Origin of the sequence: Peribacillus loiseleuriae, assembly GCF_001183985.1 — a bacterium.
Classification (GTDB): domain Bacteria; phylum Bacillota; class Bacilli; order Bacillales; family DSM-1321; genus Peribacillus; species Peribacillus loiseleuriae.
The window spans coordinates 20,169-43,728 of sequence record NZ_LFZW01000002.1; the positions used below are offsets into that span (position 1 = coordinate 20,169).

A 23,560-nucleotide genomic window follows, 5' to 3' on the forward strand; every position below is an offset into this window, starting at 1 on the left:
TACATATAAATGGAGCTTAGTTCATTCACATTTAGAGCTGATAATTCAGTCACTTTTCAACCACTGCGCTCTTACGAACAAATATGAATCCGCTTTCAAATAATTCCTGAATTATGATATACAAATTGACTTTTTTAAATCGTTGTTTTCTGTTTTAAAGCAGGTCGATTTATCGAAAATAAAGAAATATCATGTTCCGTTTTACCAGTTGTTGCTAATTGACTTAACACTTCACCGACTACACTTGAAAATTTAAAGCCATGTCCAGAGAAACCAGCTGCGATAAAGACGTTGGAATGTTCAGGATGCGTATCGATAACGAAATGCTCATCTGGTGTTTTCGTGTACATGCAGACGGCCCCTCTTTTTAATTCTCCATTTGCTTCTGGCATATATTTTTCCAAGAAATTGCGAAGATTACTTTCATCCTCTGGATAAGCGCCAAATTCACGGTTAATCGTATCAGGATCAATTTGTTGACCATACGTATGATACCCTATTTTCAATCCGCATCCACCGAAGCTTGGGAATCCGTAATAAATACCGTTTGGAACTTCAACCATGAATCCCGGAAAATCAGTCGCATTGTTATACTTTGATTCATCAGATTCAAAGAAACCGACAACTTGACGGTATGGTTGTAATGGAATGTCAAGATTTAATTTTGAAAGGAGTTTGCTATTCCAAGCCCCCATACTAACGATTAATTTATCAGCTGTATAGGACCCATTTGCTGTTTGAATTTTAACCAGATCCTGAGAAACTTCAAAATCTTCAACACGTGTATATGTTAATATTTTAGCCCCCTTTGCTTCAGCTAGCTCGCGATAGGCACGAATACAATTTTCACTGAATAATACGCCTGAGTTTGGTTCAAAAATAGCATTGAAATTTTCAGGAACGGTTATTCCCGGCCACCGCTTGTTTATTTCATCCCCTTCTAGTAAATCAACAGTCAATGAATGTTCCGCTGCCGCTTCCATCGTTTCTGCAACAAAATCTGAATCACCTTTTGGACCAAATACCAGTACGCCAGTTTTCGTAAATATTTTATGGTGTGTTTCTTTTTCTAGTTCATACCATAACTCTTGTGCTCTTAGGGCAAAAGGAACATATTCTCTTCCTTCACCGTAAGCATGGCGGATAATACGAGTATCACCATGATGGCTACCTTCTGTATGTGGTGGATCATATGCATCCACCAATAATGTTTTGACTCCTTGTTTTGCTAATTGATACCCTGCGGCCATTCCCATTGATCCAGCGCCGACAACGATCACATCAAAATGTGTACTCATAATAGCCCCTCCAAAGATCATTAATATCGTAATAATTTAAAATCTATATCACTCAATTCATATTTTTCAAAGTTAAGATAGAATGTAAAATGCAGTTATGCTAAAGCATACCGATTCTTTCTGCTCTTCCCTCTCTGAAAAATTGAGAAAGTGACAAAATCTTTTCTCTTTTTTGCAGCAGTTTAAGGTTTATATCTTCATCTCCTTTAGTGAAAAACCTATTTCATAAATTAATAACGAATTAGGTTAAGTCTTTTTTCACTATACAAACAGCTGTTTTTTACTGGGTTACTTATTTAATTTTTTATTAAGAATGTTCTGGATATTTAATGTATAAATGTATCATACAGCCATTCATCATGTGTAACAATTGTACAATGCTGCTTAATATTTTTTCGAAAAAAAGTAATTCTTGTGCATCATGAACAAACATACGAATTAATAACTCTTTCATTCTTCGATATCTTGTAAAAGAGGGAGTAGTAAGTAAACATGTACTCACTATTTTCTTCTTTAATCATCGAGAAAATTGAACGACCGCCTACTAAAGTAGGTGGAATCCATTTAGACTAAAGCCCCCCTGAAGAACAATAGTTCAAAACTAAAGATCTAGGCTAAAGCATATACCGTCTAAAGACAGTGGTTTTAAACCACACTTTTTGAAAATAAAAAGCCGATTTCCTTAACATATAAGGAAATCGACTAAGTTGAAATGTAACTGGTAATCTATCTAAAAAATTTAATCCTAATAACCACTTATATGATGAGTCCTAAATTGACTCTTTCATCGAGGTTATTTCTGTCGATCCATCCTAGATTAGTAGTATTACTGCTTCTATGCTTCTATGCTTCTATGCTTCTTGTGACTCACGATTTTCGCATTTTTCTTGCTTACATTCAGAATAGTAGACAGTCACTTTTTCTGTAGGCATAGTGTCAATGAGCTCTCCACAGTGTTTACAAATAATTGAACCTTGCGCAATATAGTTTGACATGTTTCTCCCACCTTTTTATAGAATAATTGTACTCATTCTCATATTCCGCAAATATAGGCTCATTCATGGAATACAGACATTCACTTGATTTTGATGGATCATCTACATTACCAATTTTTCATTTCCAATAAAATTTTGTAGCGACACTCTTTACAAGTAGTAAGCAATTCCTTCAACGAACCCGATACATATCATTTCTACTTTAAGATACGTTTGTCACCCTGCTCATCACTGTTTATAAACAGTGTAAGCGCTTTGTTAGTTTAATTATTAAGCAAATGTGCTTTCTAAACAAGTACACACTTTATTTTTACATAGTGTGATAAAGGATACTTTCTTTACATTCCACCGTTCTTCTTCAAAAATTAACAAAGACTGCTGAAACCAACTCAGCAGTCTGACACATTCATTGAAACGATCTATTTGCTCACTCATAGTATTCTTACATGATCATTGGAAAATTTCATCCAAGAGCGTTTTCATACTCGGTTATTTTACAGACGCGACTTTCGTGTCTGCCTCCTTCAAAAGGAGTTGTCAACCAAATTTCCGCAATCGCACGAGCTAATCCTGGACCGATGACACGTTCTCCCATCGCTAACACATTGGTATCATTATGCTCCCTCGTTGCTCGAGCGCTAAACATGTCGTGCACTAATGCACATCGAATTCCCTTTACTTTATTCGCCGCAATACTCATTCCAATACCTGTCCCACAAATCAATATTCCTCGATCCACTTCACCATTCGCTACTTTTTCAGCAACTGGAACGGCATAGTCTGGATAGTCTACAGATGTACTACACTCACACCCTAAGTCCACATATTCAATATTCATATCTTTCATTAAATTGATAATTTCTTGGCGAATATTTACTCCACCGTGATCTGAAGCAATGGCTACTTTCATTTTCGTTCCTCCCTTTTATGCAATGATTCATGTAACTCTTATCGTTCCACATACTGGTTCGCTTACAATATCAATATCTCATGTGTCTCCCTCTATATAGAAAGACTTCTTGCTAGATCATAGATGTCCAAATCAATCGTACGCTTATTCTCTAAAGCCTCCTTAAATGGTGTATGAACCAGTTTTCCATTCTTTAATCCTACCATTACACCTGAAACCCCTTCTACGAACAAATCCACAGCTTTCGCTCCCATTTGAGTGCTCATCATCCGATCGTAAGCGCTAGGTGAGCCTCCTCGTTGAAAATGGCCGAGGATTGTCACTTTTGTTTCAAATCCGGTTCGCTCTTCAATGACTTGTCCAAGTTCATGACCTTTTCCTACCCCTTCAGCTACAACAATAATGCTGTGGATTTTCCCACGCGCAGCTCCCCTTTGCACGCGATCAATCACATCATCTACGTCATCCATCGCCTCTGGTATAATAATAGACTCTGCACCGGCACACGTACCCGCCCACAATGCAATGTCTCCTGCATTTCTCCCCATTACCTCAATCACATACGTACGTTCATGGGAGGAAGCAGTATCACGAATTTTATCAATAGCGTCCACAGCTGTATTAACAGCTGTATCGAATCCAATTGTATAGTCCGTTCCTGAAATGTCATTATCAATCGTGCCTGGAATACCAATGGCAGCAAACCCTTTGTCATTTAGTTTACTCGCCCCTTGAAAAGAACCATCTCCTCCGATAACAATTAAACCAGAGATCCCCGCACTTTCCATTTGTGCGATTGCTTGTTTCTGACCTTCTTCTGTCTTGAATTCGTCACATCTTGTACTTTGTAAAATCGTGCCTCCTCGATGAAGAATATCACCGACACTTTTAAAATCCATTGGTGTAAAATGCCCAGACATTAACCCTTTGTAGCCGTTTTTCACTCCGTAAACATCCAACCCTTTAAAAATCCCTCTTCTAACGACTGCTCGAATAGCAGTATTCATACCTGGCGCATCTCCGCCACTTGTTAATAGGGCAATTTTATTCATCGCTCATTTCCTCCATCTTTACGGCATCACGAAGTGCCAACATATAGACGCCTCGTATAGTGGTGAATAAGATTCACTTCATCTTGAAGTACAAATTTTAGCCTAATCCTCCTCTAATTGTATTAATAGAAAGTAGAATGGCTAACGGAGTTCCTGTTTTTATCTATATTTATGCTGAGAGACTCATATAAATCCCCTACAATTACCTTAATGGACCTAAATTTTAAATTAAGTTAACATTTATGAGATTTCTACCTTATTTCACTTAAATTAATAGTTTGGTTAAAAAAGGGCAGGTCCACCTATTGGTGAAATCTGCCCAAAATCCATACCCGCTTATTCATAAAACAAGCTATTTGAATTTGAATTCTGAGCCGTAACTTTCGTATCATCTGGCTCTTCTTCATTTATTCAGATAATAATTTATCATCTGAATTCTTTAATTGTTTATTTTCCTCGGTATTAATAGATACAATTATTTTTACAATAATTTTTTAAAGCGAGTGACGACATTTTCAACGGTAAAACCATACGCCTCAATGATCTTGTCATAAGGTGCCGAAGCGCCGAATTGATCAATAGCTAATACATCTCCACTATCGCCAACATATTTACTCCAGCCTATAGATGCACCCATTTCAATACCTAGTCGCGCCTTTACATGCTTCGGAATTACTGTTTCTTTGTATGCAGTAGTTTGTTTTTCAAAACGGTCCCAACTTGGCATACTAATAACAGAAACGTAAATTCCTTCTTCTGCCAACACTTCTTGTGCTTCAACTGCCAAGGGAACTTCAGACCCTGATGCCAATAACAAGCCGGCAACATCCCCTTTTGCTTCTGAGATTACATACCCTCCATAACATACACCTGCATACGCTTTTTCAGAATCAGCAAGTGTTGGTAAGTCTTGGCGTGTAAGGATAAGAGCCGTTGGTTGATCTTTGCTTTCTAGAGCAAGCTTCCAAGCCGCAGCCGTTTCATTTCCGTCAGCAGGACGAATGGTAGAAAGTCCTGGCATCGCTCGTAAAGAGGCTAATTGTTCAATAGGTTCGTGTGTTGGACCATCCTCCCCTACGGCAATACTATCATGTGTAAATACATACGTAACTGGCACCTGCATTAAGGCTGAAAGACGAATAGCCGGCCGTAGATAATCGGAGAATACAAAGAATGTAGCTCCAAATACTTTCACGCCTCCGTGAAGTGCCATTCCATTGAGAGCAGCACCCATTCCAAACTCACGAACACCAAACCAGATATTTCGCCCGCCATAATTGCTAGCGCTAAAATCCGTTTCGCCTTTTAGTAATGTTTTATTTGAAGAGGATAAATCAGCTGAACCTCCGAATAACTGAGGAACATTTTTATTAAGACCATTTAACACTTCACCGCTGGAAGTACGAGTAGCAAGCTTGTCTTCCCCTACACGGTAAACGGGAACATTTGCGTCCCAATTTGCAGGAAGCTCACCATTTATTGCAAGGGTTAACTCTTTTGCAGCATCCGGATACAATTTTTCATATCGAGCGAACAATTCATTCCACACTTGTTCTTTTTTCTCGGATGCTTCTTTAAGTTCAGCAAAATATGATTGTACCTCTTCTGGAATATAAAAGTCTTCTTCATAATTCCAGCCGTATTGTTCCTTCACCAGTTTCATTTCGTCCTTACCTAGAGGTGCTCCATGTGAATCAGATTTGCCACCTTTATTTGGTGATCCATAACCAATGACCGTTTTCACTTCAATTAATGTAGGTTGGCTCTCATTAGCTTTTGCTTTACTTAAAGCGTCTGCAACTGCTTTGATATCATTTCCGTCCTCAACACGAAGTACTTGCCAACCATATGCTTTAAAGCGATCTGCAGCACTTTCACTAAAAGACTTATTAAGTTCACCATCAAGTGAAATATCATTTGAATCATAAAGTACAATTAATCGGCCAAGCTGAAGGTGACCAGCTAATGAGGCTGCTTCTGCAGATACTCCCTCCATTAGATCACCATCTCCACAAATACTGTATGTATAGTGATCAATGACATTCAAATCATCCACATTATACGTTGTGGCTAAATGTCTTTCAGCCATCGCCATTCCAACAGCCATCGAAATACCTTGACCAAGTGGTCCAGTCGTAGCATCGACACCCGCCGTATGTCCAAATTCAGGATGTCCCGGTGTTTTACTGCCCCATTGACGGAATTGTTTTAACTCTTCTATTGGTAAATCATGACCTGTTAAATGTAACAAACTATATAGCAGCATAGAGCCATGGCCTGCAGATAACGTAAAACGGTCACGATTAAACCATTTCGGATTACTTGGATTATAGTTCATAAACTGTGTCCAAAGTGTGTAAGCCATTGGTGCGGCCCCCATCGGCATGCCAGGGTGACCAGATCCAGCTTTTTCAATTGCATCAATGGAGAGGGTTCTAATCGTATTAATAGACAGTTGGTCAACACTTACTTGTTGTTCAATCATGTTTTTTCCCCTTTCTTTTCATAAAATACTTTTTACGAATTAAGCTTGACCTGAAGAACCAAATTCACGCATTTTCCCTTGAACCGTTTCTTTAATTGCATCGCGAGCTGGTCCTAGGAATTTACGTGGATCGTATACTTTATCATCATTACTTAACACGGCACGAACCGCATTCGTAGAAGAAATTTGGCTTTCTGTATTCACGTTAATTTTTGCTGATCCAAGTGAAATAGCTTTTTCAATATCTTTTGTTGGAATACCTGTTCCACCATGAAGAACGAGAGGGATACCTGTTAGTTCCATTACTTCCTTCATACGGTCAAATCCGAGATTAGGTTCACCTTTATACGGTCCATGGACAGAACCTAATGCAGGGGCAAAGCAATCTACGCCAGTTTCACGAACCAATTGCTCACACTCTGAAGGAATCGCATAAAATGCATCTGCTGCATCTACACTAAGATCATCTTCTTGCCCGCCGATTCGACCAAGTTCTGCTTCAACAGATACACCAACCGCGTGCGCGATTTCTACGACGCGTTTCGTGATTTCGATATTTTCAGAAAGTGGATGATGAGAACCATCGATCATGACAGATGTAAATCCAGCATGAATGGCTTGCACACATTTTTCTAAGCTAGAACCATGGTCAAGGTGGATGGCTACAGGAACGGTTACATCATATTCTTCGATCAATTCTTTTACCATTGATACGATTAATTTAAAACCACCCATGTAACGAGCAGCACCTTCGGATACTCCAAGAATAACTGGTGAATTTTCTTCTTTAGCAGCGAGTAAAATTGCTTGAGTGAACTCAAGGTTATTGATATTAAATTGTCCTACTGCATACCCTTTTTCTTTTGCTTGAATTAACATATCCTTCATTGATACTAATGCCATATGATTCTCTCCTTTTTATATGTTATTTATTAATGAAACGCTTCAACAAACTGATAATGCTTCGAGTTACCGCCAACTGCTACAAAAGAATGTGAAAGGATTAAACCATCATTGCGTTTTCGAATCCCTCTCATTAGCATGCCATCGGTAATTCCTGTTGCGACAAAAAAACAATCTTCAGATTTCACAATATCATCGATTGTTAAGGCTTTTTCAGGATCAGATATTCCCATTTTAATGCAGCGATCAAATTCTTCTGGTTCTTGAGGCGCAAGTTTTGCTTGGAAATCTCCTCCCATACATTTCAAGGCTGTCGCGGCAATAACCCCTTCTGGAGCACCACCCATACCTACTAATATATCAACATCGATTTCTTCGATTGCAGTAGCGATGGCTCCTGTAACGTCCCCATCAGCAAACAACTTAACTCGAGCACCTGCATCAAGCACTTGTTTAATTAAATGATCGTGACGTGGTCTGTCTTGGATCATAACCGTCAATTCTCTCACGTCTTTACGTAAAGCTTTAGCAACTGATTTCATATTTTCTGTCAAGGTTGCATCTATGTTTATGGAACCTTTTGCTTTTGGCCCTACCGCGATCTTGTGCATGTACATATCTGGAGCATGTAATAAACTACCTTTAGTGGATACAGCAATAACGGTTAAGGCATTATCTTGTCCCTTGGACATCATCGTTGTCCCTTCAACCGGATCAACCGCAATATCAACTTGAGGACCGTTCTTCGTTCCAAGCTCCTCGCCAATGTAGAGCATCGGTGCTTCATCCATTTCACCTTCACCAATAACAATCAAACCACTCATATCGATAAGATTCATTTGATTGCGCATGGCTTCGGTTCCAGCACCATCCGCTTCTATCTTGTTTCCTTTTCCTATCCACGGATAGGAAGCGATAGCTGCTTTCTGTGCGACTGTGAGAAAGTCCATAGCTAGTGTCTGAATATCTTTTTCGTAAAGTACATTATTTTTCAAATGGTTCATCAGGTCACCTCCTGTTAAATATTACTTACGATACGTTACAATGTTTCTAAATTGAGTTCCCACCTGTACAGCCATAGTATATCGCGTATATTCCGTATCTGTAAGTACGCACTTTATTAACATATAGTATTCGGGAGTATACTTTTAACTAAATTTTCTGAAAACAAAATCCCGATTTTTTCCTAATTTATCATTTTTTCAAAAGATGAAGCTGAGCTCAACTTGATTTCATTATTTTTTTGAAAAATTCGATCGTCCATCTTCTTTTATCTCATAATTTTTAATAAAATAAGTTTTATGATAAAATCCCATTATTCGGGAAAATACAGTTTCTTTATGTAATTATTTATGTAAGCATAGGTTCAACCGGGATATTTAATAAAACCTAGACACACGATAAAAAAATAAATAGTATAGAAGCATGAAAGTAAAACTAGTCAACACTAGTAAGCAGACTATACCTATTTATACAAAAAACTAATATCGAAATGATTCATAGTTCCTAATTCATCAGGGGGAAAACAAACATCACTCTAACTATAGTGAATGTTTTTTTCTACTAAAAAAATCGGAGGATTACATTATGATTAAAATTGCACCTTCTATTCTTTCAGCTAACTTCGCGAAGCTTGGAGAAGACATAAAAGATGTTGAACGGGGCGGAGCGGATTACATCCATGTCGATGTTATGGATGGTCATTTTGTTCCGAATATAACCATTGGACCACTCATCGTCGATGCCATTAGACCTGTCACTCAGTTACCGCTAGATGTACATTTAATGATTGAAAATCCTGATCAATATGTCGATATGTTCGCAAAAGCAGGGGCTGATATCATATCTGTACATGTGGAGGCCTGTCCACACCTACACAGAACGATTCAACTAATTAAATCAACAGGTGCGAAAGCTGGAGTTGTTTTAAATCCACATACACCTGTTTCCACGATTCATCATGTGATTGAGGATGTTGACCTTGTATTGCTAATGACAGTGAATCCAGGCTTTGGGGGACAATCGTTTATTCATTCTGTTCTCCCTAAAATTAGAGAAGTTGCTGATCTTGTGGCAGAGAAAAACTTGGATGTTGAAATTGAGGTGGATGGTGGCGTAAATCCTGAAACAGCTAGACTATGCGTCGAAGCAGGTGCCAATGTTCTTGTCGCTGGATCAGCCATTTATAATCAACAAGATCGTAGTCAAGCCATTCAATCCATTAGGCACGGAGTAAATTCAGCTATAATTTAACAATTCGTACATGTTGATTAGTAGTGTATCATCCAGCAAACCTTTGTGATAAGTACACTCACCTATTCTAATTGTATACCCTTTTCTTTGTTGCATGCTAGACTGCGAACGAATGCTAGTCATGTTGCAGAATTCGCCAAGTGCCTTTCCTAAAAGCCTTGGCTTTTTCTTAAAGTAAAGTTTAACGCGATGTAAGCCGGAAATTGACATGTATTTAAGAAAAAATTCCAGAGTATTTTGCTTACCTTAGACATTTTGATTGCTTAATCTAAGCTAGCATAGGATTTATAATACTTTACGATTTACAGATAATGTATTTACAAAGTGACATTTTAATAGTTTTTCTAGGTTGAAGTTCAAACATTACTTAAAGACAGCATTCTCTATCTCCTACAACAAACAGGCTGTGCATGAATTGTGACATCGTCATACTGACATTCTTAATGAACTGTTCACCTTCTTCTATCATTTCCCACCTGTATAGCTTCACTGCATAGAATGTATTATCCCCATCCAGAAGTAATGAACTGGTAAGTGAATGTTTAAACTGATTATAGACGGGTTTATATCTTTTCCAAATTGGAGGTGACAAACATGATAGAGCTTTGTGGTAAGTCTTATAACTGTGAAAAAGAATTAACCCTTTCTGTTATCGGGGGAAAATGGAAGATGCTGATTTTATGGCACTTAGGCAAAGAAGAAAAAAAACGTTTTAATGAACTACGATCTCTCATGCCAGGTATCTCTCCAAGAATGCTCGTCAGTCAATTGCGAGAATTGGAAGATAATTTCATCGTGCATCGTGAAGTGTTTGCTGTAGTCCCTCCCAAAGTTGAATACTCTCTTACAGTGCAAGGCAAAAGTTTAATGCCTATTTTGGAAGCTATGTATAGCTGGGGAAAAGAGTATATGGGGACGGCCAATACTGTAAAAACACAATAGATAACAATCCTATACCAGATTATTTTTAACGTAATTTTGAATTTTTCCAAAGTGAGTATTCTGTCATTTATAACAATAAAACATTTAAACGCCTTTCATCCAAATTAAATATGTCTCATAACCGTGTGTGGAAGCCTTAGTGGTACCTTATACACACGGTTTTTTTATGGGTTCACTTCCTTAATACATTGGTATAGTTTAATCATATCTCCATCACTATTACACTAAAAACGCCTCCTTACTTTCCTTTTTTACTCTAATAGTATATTTTCCTACACTATATGATAATAAAGTGCGTACTTTGTTTTTCGAAAGTTAGAATATATACTATCGTTAGTAACAATTATATACAAACTATATTAAGGAGTGGGTTATTCATGGAACTACAATTGGCGATAGACCTAGTAAATACTGAAGAAGCAATTAAATTGGTGGAAGAAGTTAAAGATTTCATTGATATCGTAGAGATTGGTACACCGGTTGTTAAAATTGAAGGTCTTCAAGCAGTAAAAGCTATGAAGGAAGCATTCCCTCAATTACAAGTTTTAGCTGACATGAAAACAATGGATGCAGCAGGTTATGAAGTTTTAAAAGCATCTGAACATGGCGCTGATATCGTCACTATTCTAGCTGTAGCTGAAGATGAGTCTATCAAAGGCGCAGTTGCAGAAGCAAAAAAACAAGGTAAAAAGATTCTTATTGATTTAATTGCTGTAAAAGATCTTGCTAAACGTGCGCAAGAAGTTGACGCAATGGGCGTAGACTATATTTGTGTACATACAGGTTACGACCTACAAGCAAAAGGTCAAAACTCATTTAAGGACCTTGAAACAATTAAAGGCGTTGTGAAAAATGCAAAAACTGCAATCGCAGGTGGTATTAAATTAGAAACACTTCCTGAAGTTCTTAAATCAAACCCTGACCTTATCATTGTAGGTGGCGGTATTGCTAACCAAGATGATAAAAAGGCTGTAGCTGCTGAAATGCAACGCTTAATTAAAGAAGCGGTGACCGTTTAATTATGCAAACAACTCAGTATACCGAACTCGTTTTGCAAGAACTTCAACGAACAGCAGCGCTCGTTCGCGATGAAGATGCCGAACAACTCGTAAACGGCATTCTGAGCGCAAAAAAAGTATTTGTGGCAGGAGCTGGCAGATCAGGCTTCATGGCTAGATGTTTTGTCATGCGTATGATGCATATGGGGCTTGACCCTTATATTGTGGGCGAAACCGTGACACCTAATTTGGAAGAAGGCGATATCTTTATCATCGGCTCCGGATCTGGTGAAACGAAAAGCCTGGTTGCCATGGCAGAAAAAGCAAGAAGCATCGGTGCAACAGTAGCGGCAGTAACGATTTTTCCGAACTCCACCATTGGTGATTTGGCAGATATCGTCATTGAAATTCCTGCTCAAGCGAAGTCCGGTGTCGATACAGGGAATAAATCCATTCAACCAATGGGCTCTCTGTTCGAACAAAGCCTTCTATTATTCTATGATTCTATTATTCTCCGCTTCATGGAGAAAAAAGGCATGGATTCCGACAAAATGTATGGACGCCACGCCAATCTAGAGTAGAATAACTGAATTTTCATAACGTAAAATACGTTTTCAAAAAAGGATGACTTTAAAGACAATGGCTCATTGACTTTATCGCATCCTTTTTTGAATTTTGTTGTCTTGCCCTTTTTGGCTCTATACTGAATGTAATAGTGTCTTCAACACTGCCAATAGTTCCACTTTGCTTAAAAATAGACAAAAAATAAGTGGGAGGTGAATCGATTTTTTTCGTAGAAAAACACTTGTTTGCATGGTACAATCTTCAACGTTCTTTCGCCTTCACACGTACCGAAGTTACTAACCCTTAGTTAAAGTAGGGCGTGTGGCAAGTCAACGTACAAAATATTAAGTTATAACCGTAGGGACTACGAGGTTAGCCTGCTAAATAGCCGAAGGATACTTGGATGTTCTCAGGAATCCCCTACTTCAAATTTCGTATAAAATTAAGTGGTGGGTAGTTCAAGATGACATTGAACTAATGCTTCCTTATTTAATAGATGTGCAAGAGATGCAAATTTCATTTTAGGATCAGATTTTGCTAATTTTGCTATCCTTAGTAGTTTTGTTTCCATTTATTATTCCTACCTCTGTGTGTAGTAAATGTGTCCCTAGTAACGGTGATAACTGGTAGCTAGCCTTTCCTCCATCGGCATTACCCAACTCATTGTACTACGCCGCTATCCGACTCCCTACATCGGCGTTTAGTTTCCTTGCTTATTATCGCTTGTTGACCATACTCTTCTAAAAAAGAAAAGACCGGTAGGGTCTCCCAAGTTGCCGTATCATATCAATGTATAACATACCAAGGACTCTGACTCCAGAGAAGTTTTATCCATCTTGCCCTTAATATAAAGAATAGATTTATAAGAGCTAATTAAACAGTAAAATGTGATTGTTTAGCTTTATTCCAAACAAAAACCGTAAACTCTTTTTAAGGGTTTTACGGTTTTTGTATTACATCTATTAATTTTCGTTATTTCCACTGATTACAGCTTCAACATCAATTTCCATTAACATCTCTGGCATCGCAAAGCCACTTACGATTAAACCTGTGCTACAAGGGTAGACACCTTTGAAATGCTCCGCAATAACTGGATACACTTTGCTTCTGTCTTCCCGCTTAAGGATATATACTGTGATTTTACAAATATCGTTGATTGTACCACCGGCTTCTTCAATCAGTTGTTTAACCATCTTACATGCCTGATCAGTTTGTTTTGCGACATCTCCAATACCGTGGAAATTCCCTTCCATATCAAAGCCTGTTTGTCCTCTTAAGAAAATTCTATTTCCAGCTCTTACGGCCATGCAGAATTCATTTTTAATATGATGCTCCGGCTGACCTAAAGTTGAAGGATAATATTTCTCTGTCTCGAATTTTCTAAATCTTTTAATCTCAATATTTTTAACTTCACCTTGAACTGTCATAGCGTATAATTCCTCCTAAATACAATTATGTTATCATTAAATTAAGGAATTAATCCTTAACTATTCCTTTAATTAAAATATACAGACATTTATTTCTGATGTCAATATATTTACAATATTCTGAATTTTACATCTAATTTATTTGTTTATCGGTACATCAATATGTTCCCCTTTTGGTTCAGTTACTTGGTCTTGGACTTTCTTACTGTAACGAGATTTAACAAGATATGCCACAAGAATGGCTCCAAAACTAATCAAACTTAATATCACTTGTGAGCGTGTACTCGGAATCCATGCCATGACAGCGATAACCGCCATCATCCAAAAAATCGTGAAATAGGACAAATAAGGGAATAGCCACATTTTTAATTGCAGTTTTTCCGGTGCATCCCGTTCTAACTTACGGCGAAGACGAATTTGAGCAAACGCGACTATTAAATAGTAGAAAAGCATAACTGCCCCAGCTGAATTAATCAAAAACAGAAAAACAGTTTCTGGGAAAAAGTAATTTAAGATGACACCGACATATCCAAATACTGTTCCTGCAAGTATAGCTCTTACTGGTACGCCCCTCTTATTTAATTTAATAAGGAATTTAGGCGCATCTCCTTTTCTAGTTAGGGTAAATAAACTTCTAGAAGTAATGTAGAGGCAGGCATTAAGTGAACTTAGTACTGCAGTAAGAACGACAATTTCCATTAGAAAAGGTGCAAACGGAATCCCTAATTGTTCAAGCGCAACTGCGAAAGGACTTTTAATAGCAACGCCGGCAAATTCGAAGTTCCACGGTACAATCGCTACAATAACTAAGACGGAGATGACATAGAAGAAGAGGATTCGATTCATTACTTGTTTTGTCGCCTTAGCAGCAAGCTTCGCAGGCTCATCTGATTCAGCCGCAGCAATCGTAGCAATTTCTGCTCCTCCCATAGAAAAAAGACAAGTTACACTTCCAATTAAAGCCGCAACAATTCCATGAGGGAAAAATCCACCTGAGGTATAGAAGTTTGAAAGGCCTGGTGATTCACTCCCTGGCCAAAATCCAAGTAAGTACACCGTTCCCAATACAATGAAGAAAACAATGGCAAATATCTTAATAGAAGCAAACCAAAATTCAGTTTCAGCAAATGATTTTACCGAATAAAGATTAGTTAAAGTAAGGATAACCAACAAGACTAAGCATAAAAACCAAGGTGGTATATTCGGAAAATAATTAACGAGAATACCTGCGCCTGCTACTGCTTCAATGGCGGCCACAATTACCCACATATACCAGTAAAGCCAACCGACACTAAATCCGGCCCAATTTCCTAATCCGGACCTAGCATATTCGGAGATAGAACCAGCCCTTGGTTGAGCTACCGCCATTTCCCCAATCATACGCATAACTAAAAATATTAAGGCTCCTGACAAAGCGTAACTAATAACAGCAGCTGGCCCGGATGAATTGATAACTGCCCCACTTCCTACAAATAGCCCTGCTCCGATAATCCCACCAAGTGCGATCATTGTGATATGACGATTCTTTAACGTATTCTGAAGTTGGCTCTGTGTAGAGGAATCCTGCTGATTATAGTTATTCTCCATATTTCCACCTTCCTTTATTTTGATTTTCATTCAATCTCTCAACCGGCTCGGAATACCACTTCACTCGAAACGAATCCGCTTACACCCTCTTTAAATAATTGATCATTAATCCTTTTACAACCGGTTTGTGTCCCTTAGTATTCCTTTAGTAGAAGATTATAAGTTCTTGTCTTGGAAGTCAATAATTTTCAGAATATTCAGTTCGATTTAAGTATACCTATTTTGTATAGAAATTTCGATGTTCATTATCTTATTTTAATCATTAATACCTTTCATATAGTGAAAAAATAGTACCAATAGCCAATCAAGATTATTACTTGACTGGCTATTGTAGTGGAAATCTATCACTCTTTTATAGTGAGGTTTACTTTGAGTCTAATAATGCGACTCCAGCAATGCCCGGTTCCGTCATTTCATATGGATTTAAAATAAGATCTAACTCTTCTTTTGATAAAACTCCTTCTTGAATGCATAATTCACGTACAGATTTTCCTGTTAAAATGGCCTTTCTTGCTATTCTTGCCGCAGTTTCATAGCCAATATGTGGGTTAACAGCTGTAAGGACTCCTACACTTTTTTCTACATATTCTTTCAGATGAGCTTCATTCGCTTCAATTCCAGCTAGGCAATAATCTGTAAATGAACGAAAAGCATTTTTCATGATACTAATCGACTGAAGTAGATTGAATACAAGAACAGGTTCCATAACGTTCAATTCAAACTGTCCGGCTTCGGAAGCTGCACAAATCGTATGGTCATTGCCAATAACCTGAAAAGCTACCTGGTTAATCATCTCAGGCATCACTGGATTCACTTTTCCTGGCATAATAGATGACCCAGGCTGACGAGCTGGAAGGGAAATCTCAGCAAGTCCTGTGCTTGGACCTGATGCCATTAAACGAAGGTCATTAGCAATTTTGGACATATTAATCATACAAATTTTTAAAGTAGCTGAAACTTCCGTATATGAATCCGTATTTTGAGTGGCATCAATCAGGTGCTTAGCCCTTTCAAGGGGTAATCCACTAATATCCGCGAGAATTCTTACTACTTTCTCAATATAAACTGGGTCAGCATTCAATCCTGTTCCAACTGCGGTCGCACCCATATTTATTTCATATAAAGGTTGACATGCTTGGTGAATGCGCTTGATATCACGTTCAAGAACACAGCTATATGCTTCAAACTCTTGTCTAAGGCGAATAGGAACAGCATCTTGCAAATGAGTACGTCCCATTTTAATTACGTGGTCAAATTGTTGGGCTTTTCCCCTAATCACTCTATTCATATCGTACATCGTTTCTAATAGTTTCCCTAAACATTTAAGTGTTGAAATATGAATCGCTGTCGGAAACACATCATTTGTTGATTGAGACATATTCACGTGAGTATTCGGACTTAAATGATGGTAAGAGCTTTTTTCATATCCAAGCAATTCAAGTGCGCGATTAGCAATGACCTCATTGGCATTCATATTAAGGGATGTGCCTGCACCGCCTTGGATAGGGTCAACAATAAAATGACTAAGCCATCTACCTTCAATAATTTCATCTGCGGCCTGCACAATCGCTTGACCTAGTCGAGCGTCTAAACGTTGATTATTCATATTGGCTATTGCGGCTGCTTTCTTTACCATTGCAACTGCTTTGATTAATTCTTCGTTAATACGATATCCCGTAATCGGAAAATTTTCGGCAGCACGTATCGTTTGAATCCCATAATATACATCTGATGGTACTCTTTTTTCACCTAAGAAGTCTTTCTCTATTCGCCATTTCTCTTTTAACATGTTGAATCCACCTTGTCTTTTAATAATAAAGGGAACAACTCTATCAAAATTCGAAACAATGGTAAAAGAACCACTCTATCCTTGATTCCCCTAAAGAACCATAGTCTTTGAAAACCGTTCTTGATCTAAATTGATGATCCCTTTTAAGATTAAGTTCCCCGCCTTTTCAATATCTTCAGGCAAACTTAATTCCTCAGGACAATGACTTTTTCCGTCAATACTTTTTACAAAAACCATGGCTGCCTTTGTGATAGAAGCCATATGAGCCGCATCATGTACTGCCATACTAGGTAACGTCATAAATGGCTCTCTCATCTCATTAGCTGTATTCTGTAAAGTTTTTACAATGTCTTCGTTAAGAACAACCGGCTTTTGATCAAGAAAAGTTTGCTGCTGAATTTTAACCTTCCTATTTATAGCGATTTCTTTCCACGCACTTTCTATCGCGCTGACAGTATATTGGATATCCTCTTCTCTCTCTCCTCTTACTTCCAAGATAAAATCGATTTGACCTGGGATAATATTCGCTGCATTTGGGGAAACATCCAATTTCCCAACAGTTCCTACCACACGGCGATGACCATTTTTGCATTGACGTTCCACCTCAAGAACCATTTCAGCTGCAGCTGTTAATGCGTCTTGACGATGTTCCATCATGGTTGTACCCGAGTGATTCGATTGTCCGATCACCCTTACCTTACTTCGATAAGTCCCAACTACCTTATCTATAACTGCCATCGAAATATCTTTACTTTCTAACCGCTGTCCCTGCTCGATATGCAGTTCAATAAAGGCTTTTGTGTCTTTCTTCATCCCTGCCATGACTGGAAACTTATCAAAGCCCCCTCCAGCCTTTTTAAGTTCATGACTAAGTTTAGTTCCTTTTGAATCATAGACGTCCTCTAACATCTCTTCCGTCAACTTACCAACAAATGAACGACTGCCAAACGTTGATAAATTGAAATCATTTGACTCTTCGGCTGTAAACGAAACAATCTCTAAATCATGATCAAACGTTACTTGATTTTCAATAAGAGTTTGAATGATTTCTTTCGACATAAGGACACCAAGAGGACCATCATATTTGCCACCATTCGGAACAGAATCCAGATGTGAACCGATGACTAAGCTACCTTGCTTTTTCCCTGTTCCTTTGAGCTTTCCCCAAATATTAGCAGCACCATCAATAGTGACTTCTAATCCCATGTCTTCTAATTCTTTTATAAATAATGCCCTTATTTCATAATCAGCTGGGGAAAAACTAGGCCTTGTTACTCCACCTTGATCATTTTTTCCGTAATGTGCATACCTTTCGATATCCGCCATTAATCGATCGATATTTATTTGCATGGCTCTTCACTGCCTCGCTTCCTACTCACATTCAATCTCTATTACGTGTCACCTTTTACCCCATAAGAAGGTGCAAGTTCTGGCTCGATCGCTCTAATTTTGTAATCCTTTGCTTGAGGTCCGTAAATTTCCCAAAGTCTTTTCAAGTCATTTAATGGATCGTCACTATAATCAACACGCAAATCTACAAACGCAAATGAAGTATCTGGGTGATAGACTAGCAGGCCAATGGAATGCTCTTGATCCAATTCCCCTCCCATAGTAAATCCGCGTTCAATCGCTGCGATTAATCGTTCAGGTAAAGATAGGTGCTTTAATTCTAGAAAACATTGCCCCATCGCCTTTGGAATTTCTAGGTCACTTAATAGATTGCCAATACTAGCAACATCTTTCGCGTAAAATTCTCCGTTTACTCCAAGTGCTTTTTCTCCAGTAAATACACTAGAATTTCCGTCAGCATCTACACATGCTAATTGTCTAAATTCCGAAAAGTCAGAAGCACCTACCATCGTTCTAATAGCTGCCTGAGCATGATAACCTTTTTCTAAAGTTGAAAGACCGATGTCTGCCAATCTCGGATCCGTTACGTTCTGTGTCAAGATCACCCCAGTATTAGATTTAACCCACGGACATCTAGCACCCACAGAAGGGCTACTAGAAGTAACAATAGCTCCCAATGCTCCTGTTGATGAACAGCGTCCTGCTACAGAAAATGTCATTTTAATTTTCCTCCCTCAAAAAATTAGGGTCAACAAAGATGAGTACTGCATCTTTGCTGCACTGATCATTTTATTTTTCACTCAATTGATCATTTAAAAAACTTTAAATTTTGACAGCCTTAAATGATGGTAAACATTCCTCTCCTAATAACTTTTCTGCTTGTTGGTAGTTTCCTATTTCCAACAGCTTTCGAATACGTGAGGTTGAAATCATTTCACCATGTTCACATGTTAAGGGCTGCAATACTTCTACTTTAAATTGGTGACATAATACTTCTATCGTTCCTTTTCTACCTTTCCCGAATAAGAAGTTAGGTCCTTCCCATACTTCAACTGGATTCAATTCTTTTAATTCGGTAATGAATTCTGGAACTTCTTTTTTAGTAAACGCTTCGTCAAATACCTACAATCACAAAGTCAGCCCCTAGCATGTCAAGACGTTGAAGTTTTTCTTCTACTGACATTAACTGCTGACAATCTTTAAAGTATACTTTCGGAGGAGGTTCGAACGTGTAAACAACAAACGGAACTCTTAGCTTTACAGACCGCTCTTTTGCTTTTAACAGCAATGCTTGATGCCCTCTATGAATACCATCAAGAGCACCGATCGTTAGAACAGATGCAGAAAGCTGTAAAGTACCTGGTGTATGAATGTTCAATAAATCTTCCCCTTCCTATCTTTTTTAAAGGCTAGTTAGAGATACAGCTGGTTTTAAAACCGCTGCTTTTCGAACCATTTCACGTTGCGCTTCCGCATCAAAACTATTGAAAACAGCCATTTGTTGAGCGAATGGTGGGCTTTGTGCAAATAATTCGAAGGTTGTTCTATGTCCTGCATAAGAAGAATTTAAAAGATCTCTTGCAAAGTATAATAATTTCCCTCTTTCTTCTGCACTCCAATCACCTACAGAATAGTACGTATCGACATATTTTTGAATAGCTGGATCTGCTAAAGTAGTAGAATCTGGTGTAACTGCTAATTGCCCTCCTACAAGCTCTCTTGTTAAATGAGCCATCGCTGGGAAATTAGATAATGCAAATACTCGACCTGTATATAGAAGTGATTGATTTGGCATCATTAAACCACCTGGGCTAACTTCTGCATTAGCAACGGCCGCTGTTAGATGAGCGTTAATGCCTTCACGATAATTAATAAGTTGCGAAATTTTTTCTTTTACTGCTTGGAGTTTTGTTAAACCTGTTTGTTCTACATTCAATAATGCTGTTCCTAGTAAATAATCTGCTCTTCTTAATACTCTGAGGACGTAGTTGAAGGCCGAATAACGATGTAATGTTGAACGAATGTAAGCAGCAGATGCTAAAGAGCGATGGAATAATACATTTTCCCACGGAATAAGTACATGATCAAAAATAAGTAATGTATCAATTTCTTCAAATTTAGTAGCAATCGGATAATCGGTACTATCTTTATTTGTTCCAAGGGATGTACGACAAATATGTTTTAATCCTGGTGCACCCATATCTGCAATGAATCCACAAGCAAAGGGAGCCATTGATTCTTCTCCAGCTTCCCAGTTTAAGATCGTTGGTTTAACGAAAGCCTGGTGAGCATAAGCTGCGGCTGTTTCAAATTTCGCACCTTTTACGACAATCCCTTTATCATTTTCTTCAACAACGTGAAGCAAAGTTCCGCCATCTTTTCCACTAAACAACTTACTACGATCTCCTTTTGGATCTGTATTGGCAGAGACATGGAATACATCTTTTCTAGCAATACGGTCAATATGGTGTTCAATATTTTCTGCATAAGTAGGATCTATTTCTTTTAATTTATCTTTCGCATCATATAAAGACCACATTTCTCCAATGGTTTCATCGCCGACTCGGTAAACGACACCCCCAAGATCATCAAGAACCGTTTCAACATAATTACGGATGGCTGTTAGATCTTCTTTTGTTTTAGGAGCTTTGTATCCTCTAGAAACAATCTCACCGTCATCTAATCGTGCTGTAACTGCTTCTTTATATTGTGGTTCATAGGCTAAATCGTACATTCTTGCTTTTACATCAATAATCGGCTTAAACGTTGGATGTTCAGCTATATTCGTCACTCTTTCTCCATCAACGTATACTTCCCTTCCATCATTCAAGGATTCACGATACTGATTTCCTGTCATCAATGCCATAAAAAAACTTCCTCCTTTTAATCGTTTAATTTTCTAATTTGAAAGGGCTTTCAATAATCCTTATCTTTTATTTTAAGATTGCTTAAACTGGCCAAACTTTCCTTTAAAATATACTAGTGGATCCCCTTCAGAAGCATGAGCATTTTGAACTTGGGCAAGAAAAACGGAGTGAGTGCCTCCCATCACTTCCTCAACCACTCGACATTCAAGTTGGGCAAGACTATTATTTAAAACAGGGTTACCAAGTTCCCCATAGATTTTTTCCACATCATTGAATTTTTCCGTATTAGATCTAGCAAACTGTAACGCAAGTTCTCCCTGATTTTCTCCAAGAATATTGACAGTAAAAGAACCTGCTTTTGAAATAGCATGACGGGTTCCTGTATTTTTATTAGCACAAACAAGCAGCATTGGAGGCTCAAGAGATACCGAACAAACTGCGCTAGCTGTAAGCCCATAATCTATGTCATTTTCTCTTACTGTGATAATCGATACTCCACTGGTGAAATGACTAATGACATTTCTAAATACCTCGTGATGGACTAATTGTGACGACTGATAATCTTTTGAAGAAATTGAACTCATATAACATGTTTCCTCCTTCCACACTTATTTATGGAATTATTCTTAATATGTTCCTTAAATAAAATATAACTGAAGATAAACGATGGAGTCAACATATTTTTTAGAAAATTCAAATATTTTTACCAACCTTCTTTTTTTTGTAAATAGAAAAGGAAATCTACGATAAATATCGAACCAGATTATTAACTCTTAAAATTTCATTTTGTTAAAGGAGATAGAAGATGATCGAACATTTATCAAAGTTAACAGAAAATATTTATCAGTCATTAATCAAATGGCGCCGAGATTTTCACAAACACGCGGAATCTGGGTGGGTGGAATTTCGTACAGCATCCATTGTTGCGTCGAAACTCCTTTCATGGGGATATGAAGTTCACGTGGGCCGAGATGTCATCAATGAAGATGATAGAATGGGGGTTCCTAAAACAGAAGTACTCGAGCAAGAGAAAAAGCGCGCCTTATCTCAGGGAGCTGATCCAGAATGGGTGGAACAATTCTCTGGTGGATTTACTGGAGTGGTCGGAATTCTCGACACTGGTCTTCCTGGTCCAACGATTGCTTTTCGCGTCGACATGGATGCTTTAGATATTCAAGAAGCCTTATCCAATGAACACCGACCAACGAAAGAAGGGTTCTCTTCCATTAATGCTAATATGATGCATGCTTGTGGCCATGATGCCCATACTTCGATTGGATTAGGGGTTGCTTACGTCCTTTCTCAAATCAAAGATCAACTTAAAGGGATAATTAAATTGATTTTCCAGCCAGCTGAAGAAGGGGTACGAGGCGCGAAATCCATGGTTACTGCGGGTGTGGTAGACGATGTCGATATCTTTATTGCTATTCACGTTGGTTTTGAAGCCGAACTTGGTGAATTAATTTGTGGTGATCTCGGTTTCATGGCCACAACTAAGTTCGATGTAACATATACAGGTGAGGCCTCTCACGCTGGTGCTAGACCTGAACAAGGAAAAAATGCTCTACTCGCCGCAGCAACAGCAGCGCTAAATCTACACGCTATTTCAAGACATAGTGAAGGTTACTCTCGTGTGAATGTCGGATTTTTACAAGCTGGCAACGGTAGAAATATTATTCCTAATCAGGCAATCTTCAAAGTCGAAGTTCGCGGAGAGACAACCTCCATTAACGACTTCATGTATCAAAAAGCATTACAAATCATTCAATCCGCGGCTGATATGTATGAAGTTGAAGTAAATATAGATATTGTTGGTGCAGCAAAAAGTGTTGAATCGAGCGAAGAACTCATCTCCTTTATTAGTCAACAAGCTAAACATATTAATGAAATTCACACCATTCAAGACTCGTATAAATTAGGCGGTTCTGAAGACGCAACCTATATGATCTCACATGTGAAAGAAAGAGGTGGTCATGCGGCTTATATCGTGTTTGGAACCACACTCTCCGCCGGCCATCACAACGAACAGTTCGACATCGATGAAAATGTAATACCCATCGCAGTAAAGACACTCACTCTTTGCGCTTATAATGCGGTGAGTTATAATACTAATAGAATGATATACAACCCCCAATGTTAG

At 38.2% G+C, this 23,560-nt stretch carries 21 protein-coding genes; 5 read left to right on the forward strand and 16 right to left on the reverse strand.

Annotation, left to right across the window (positions count from 1 at the left end):
• Window positions 1–134 precede the first annotated feature (134 nt).
• The 7 genes from solA to glpX all read right to left on the reverse strand — a co-directional run bounded on the left by solA (window position 135) and on the right by glpX (window position 8,647).
• On the reverse strand, window positions 135–1,298 hold the full coding sequence (gene solA, locus AC625_RS23815; protein ID WP_049683911.1) for an N-methyl-L-tryptophan oxidase: 1,164 nt from the start codon (window positions 1,296–1,298) through the stop codon (window positions 135–137).
• An 851-nt stretch (window positions 1,299–2,149) separates the two neighbouring features.
• The gene (locus AC625_RS26220; RefSeq protein WP_082191308.1) at window positions 2,150–2,293 is read right to left on the reverse strand and encodes a GapA-binding peptide SR1P; all 144 of its coding nucleotides are present in this window, start codon (window positions 2,291–2,293) and stop codon (window positions 2,150–2,152) included.
• Window positions 2,294–2,756: 463 nt separating this feature from the next.
• Window positions 2,757–3,203 carry a ribose 5-phosphate isomerase B gene (rpiB, locus tag AC625_RS23820; RefSeq protein WP_049683912.1) on the reverse strand — a complete coding sequence of 149 codons (447 nt, stop codon included), beginning with the start codon at window positions 3,201–3,203 and terminating at the stop codon, window positions 2,757–2,759.
• A 92-nt stretch (window positions 3,204–3,295) separates the two neighbouring features.
• Window positions 3,296–4,255, reverse strand: coding sequence for a 6-phosphofructokinase (gene pfkA / locus AC625_RS23825; RefSeq protein ID WP_049683913.1), 960 nt, complete (start codon window positions 4,253–4,255; stop codon window positions 3,296–3,298).
• Between the two features lie 481 nt (window positions 4,256–4,736).
• Window positions 4,737–6,740: a transketolase gene (gene tkt, locus AC625_RS23830; RefSeq protein WP_049683914.1), complete on the reverse strand. Its 2,004-nt coding sequence runs from the start codon at window positions 6,738–6,740 to the stop codon at window positions 4,737–4,739.
• Window positions 6,741–6,779: 39 nt separating this feature from the next.
• Window positions 6,780–7,643 (reverse strand): class II fructose-1,6-bisphosphate aldolase, encoded by an 864-nt coding sequence (fba, locus tag AC625_RS23835; RefSeq protein WP_049683915.1) that lies wholly within the window; start codon window positions 7,641–7,643, stop codon window positions 6,780–6,782.
• Between the two features lie 29 nt (window positions 7,644–7,672).
• Window positions 7,673–8,647 (reverse strand): class II fructose-bisphosphatase, encoded by a 975-nt coding sequence (gene glpX / locus AC625_RS23840; RefSeq protein ID WP_049683916.1) that lies wholly within the window; start codon window positions 8,645–8,647, stop codon window positions 7,673–7,675.
• Window positions 8,648–9,230: 583 nt separating this feature from the next.
• Here glpX and rpe point away from each other — a divergent pair.
• From rpe to hxlB, 4 genes are all read left to right on the forward strand, one after another.
• Window positions 9,231–9,896: a ribulose-phosphate 3-epimerase gene (gene rpe, locus AC625_RS23845; protein ID WP_049683917.1), complete on the forward strand. Its 666-nt coding sequence runs from the start codon at window positions 9,231–9,233 to the stop codon at window positions 9,894–9,896.
• A gap of 594 nt (window positions 9,897–10,490) precedes the next feature.
• On the forward strand, window positions 10,491–10,838 hold the full coding sequence (locus AC625_RS23850) for a winged helix-turn-helix transcriptional regulator (protein ID WP_049683918.1): 348 nt from the start codon (window positions 10,491–10,493) through the stop codon (window positions 10,836–10,838).
• Window positions 10,839–11,215: 377 nt separating this feature from the next.
• Window positions 11,216–11,857, forward strand: a complete 642-nt coding sequence (hxlA, locus tag AC625_RS23855) for a 3-hexulose-6-phosphate synthase (protein ID WP_049683919.1) — start codon at window positions 11,216–11,218, stop codon at window positions 11,855–11,857.
• A gap of 2 nt (window positions 11,858–11,859) precedes the next feature.
• Entirely contained in the window at window positions 11,860–12,417 is a 558-nt protein-coding gene (gene hxlB, locus AC625_RS23860) for a 6-phospho-3-hexuloisomerase (protein WP_049683920.1), read from the forward strand.
• A gap of 945 nt (window positions 12,418–13,362) precedes the next feature.
• Here the strand turns inward: hxlB and AC625_RS23865 are convergent.
• From AC625_RS23865 to AC625_RS23905, 9 genes are all read right to left on the reverse strand, one after another.
• Window positions 13,363–13,827 (reverse strand): Rid family hydrolase, encoded by a 465-nt coding sequence (locus AC625_RS23865; protein WP_049683921.1) that lies wholly within the window; start codon window positions 13,825–13,827, stop codon window positions 13,363–13,365.
• Window positions 13,828–13,965: 138 nt separating this feature from the next.
• Window positions 13,966–15,414 carry an amino acid permease gene (locus AC625_RS23870; RefSeq protein ID WP_049683922.1) on the reverse strand — a complete coding sequence of 483 codons (1,449 nt, stop codon included), beginning with the start codon at window positions 15,412–15,414 and terminating at the stop codon, window positions 13,966–13,968.
• A gap of 364 nt (window positions 15,415–15,778) precedes the next feature.
• On the reverse strand, window positions 15,779–17,203 hold the full coding sequence (aspA, locus tag AC625_RS23875) for an aspartate ammonia-lyase (RefSeq protein ID WP_049683923.1): 1,425 nt from the start codon (window positions 17,201–17,203) through the stop codon (window positions 15,779–15,781).
• Between the two features lie 90 nt (window positions 17,204–17,293).
• Window positions 17,294–18,553 (reverse strand): Zn-dependent hydrolase, encoded by a 1,260-nt coding sequence (locus tag AC625_RS23880; protein WP_049683924.1) that lies wholly within the window; start codon window positions 18,551–18,553, stop codon window positions 17,294–17,296.
• A 41-nt stretch (window positions 18,554–18,594) separates the two neighbouring features.
• Window positions 18,595–19,272 carry a DUF1028 domain-containing protein gene (locus tag AC625_RS23885; protein WP_049683925.1) on the reverse strand — a complete coding sequence of 226 codons (678 nt, stop codon included), beginning with the start codon at window positions 19,270–19,272 and terminating at the stop codon, window positions 18,595–18,597.
• Window positions 19,273–19,375: 103 nt separating this feature from the next.
• Window positions 19,376–19,615 carry a nucleotidyl transferase family protein gene (locus AC625_RS28280; RefSeq protein WP_049683926.1) on the reverse strand — a complete coding sequence of 80 codons (240 nt, stop codon included), beginning with the start codon at window positions 19,613–19,615 and terminating at the stop codon, window positions 19,376–19,378.
• Between the two features lie 52 nt (window positions 19,616–19,667).
• Window positions 19,668–19,931, reverse strand: coding sequence for a nucleotidyl transferase family protein (locus tag AC625_RS28285; RefSeq protein ID WP_049683927.1), 264 nt, complete (start codon window positions 19,929–19,931; stop codon window positions 19,668–19,670).
• A 24-nt stretch (window positions 19,932–19,955) separates the two neighbouring features.
• Window positions 19,956–21,419, reverse strand: a complete 1,464-nt coding sequence (locus AC625_RS23900; RefSeq protein WP_049683928.1) for a 4-hydroxyphenylacetate 3-hydroxylase family protein — start codon at window positions 21,417–21,419, stop codon at window positions 19,956–19,958.
• 72 nt (window positions 21,420–21,491) lie between these two features.
• Window positions 21,492–22,004: a flavin reductase family protein gene (locus tag AC625_RS23905; protein ID WP_049683929.1), complete on the reverse strand. Its 513-nt coding sequence runs from the start codon at window positions 22,002–22,004 to the stop codon at window positions 21,492–21,494.
• Window positions 22,005–22,225: 221 nt separating this feature from the next.
• Here AC625_RS23905 and AC625_RS23910 point away from each other — a divergent pair, with 221 nt between their 5' ends.
• A complete protein-coding gene (locus AC625_RS23910) occupies window positions 22,226–23,560 on the forward strand; it encodes an amidohydrolase (protein WP_049683930.1) in 1,335 nt (444 codons plus the stop codon).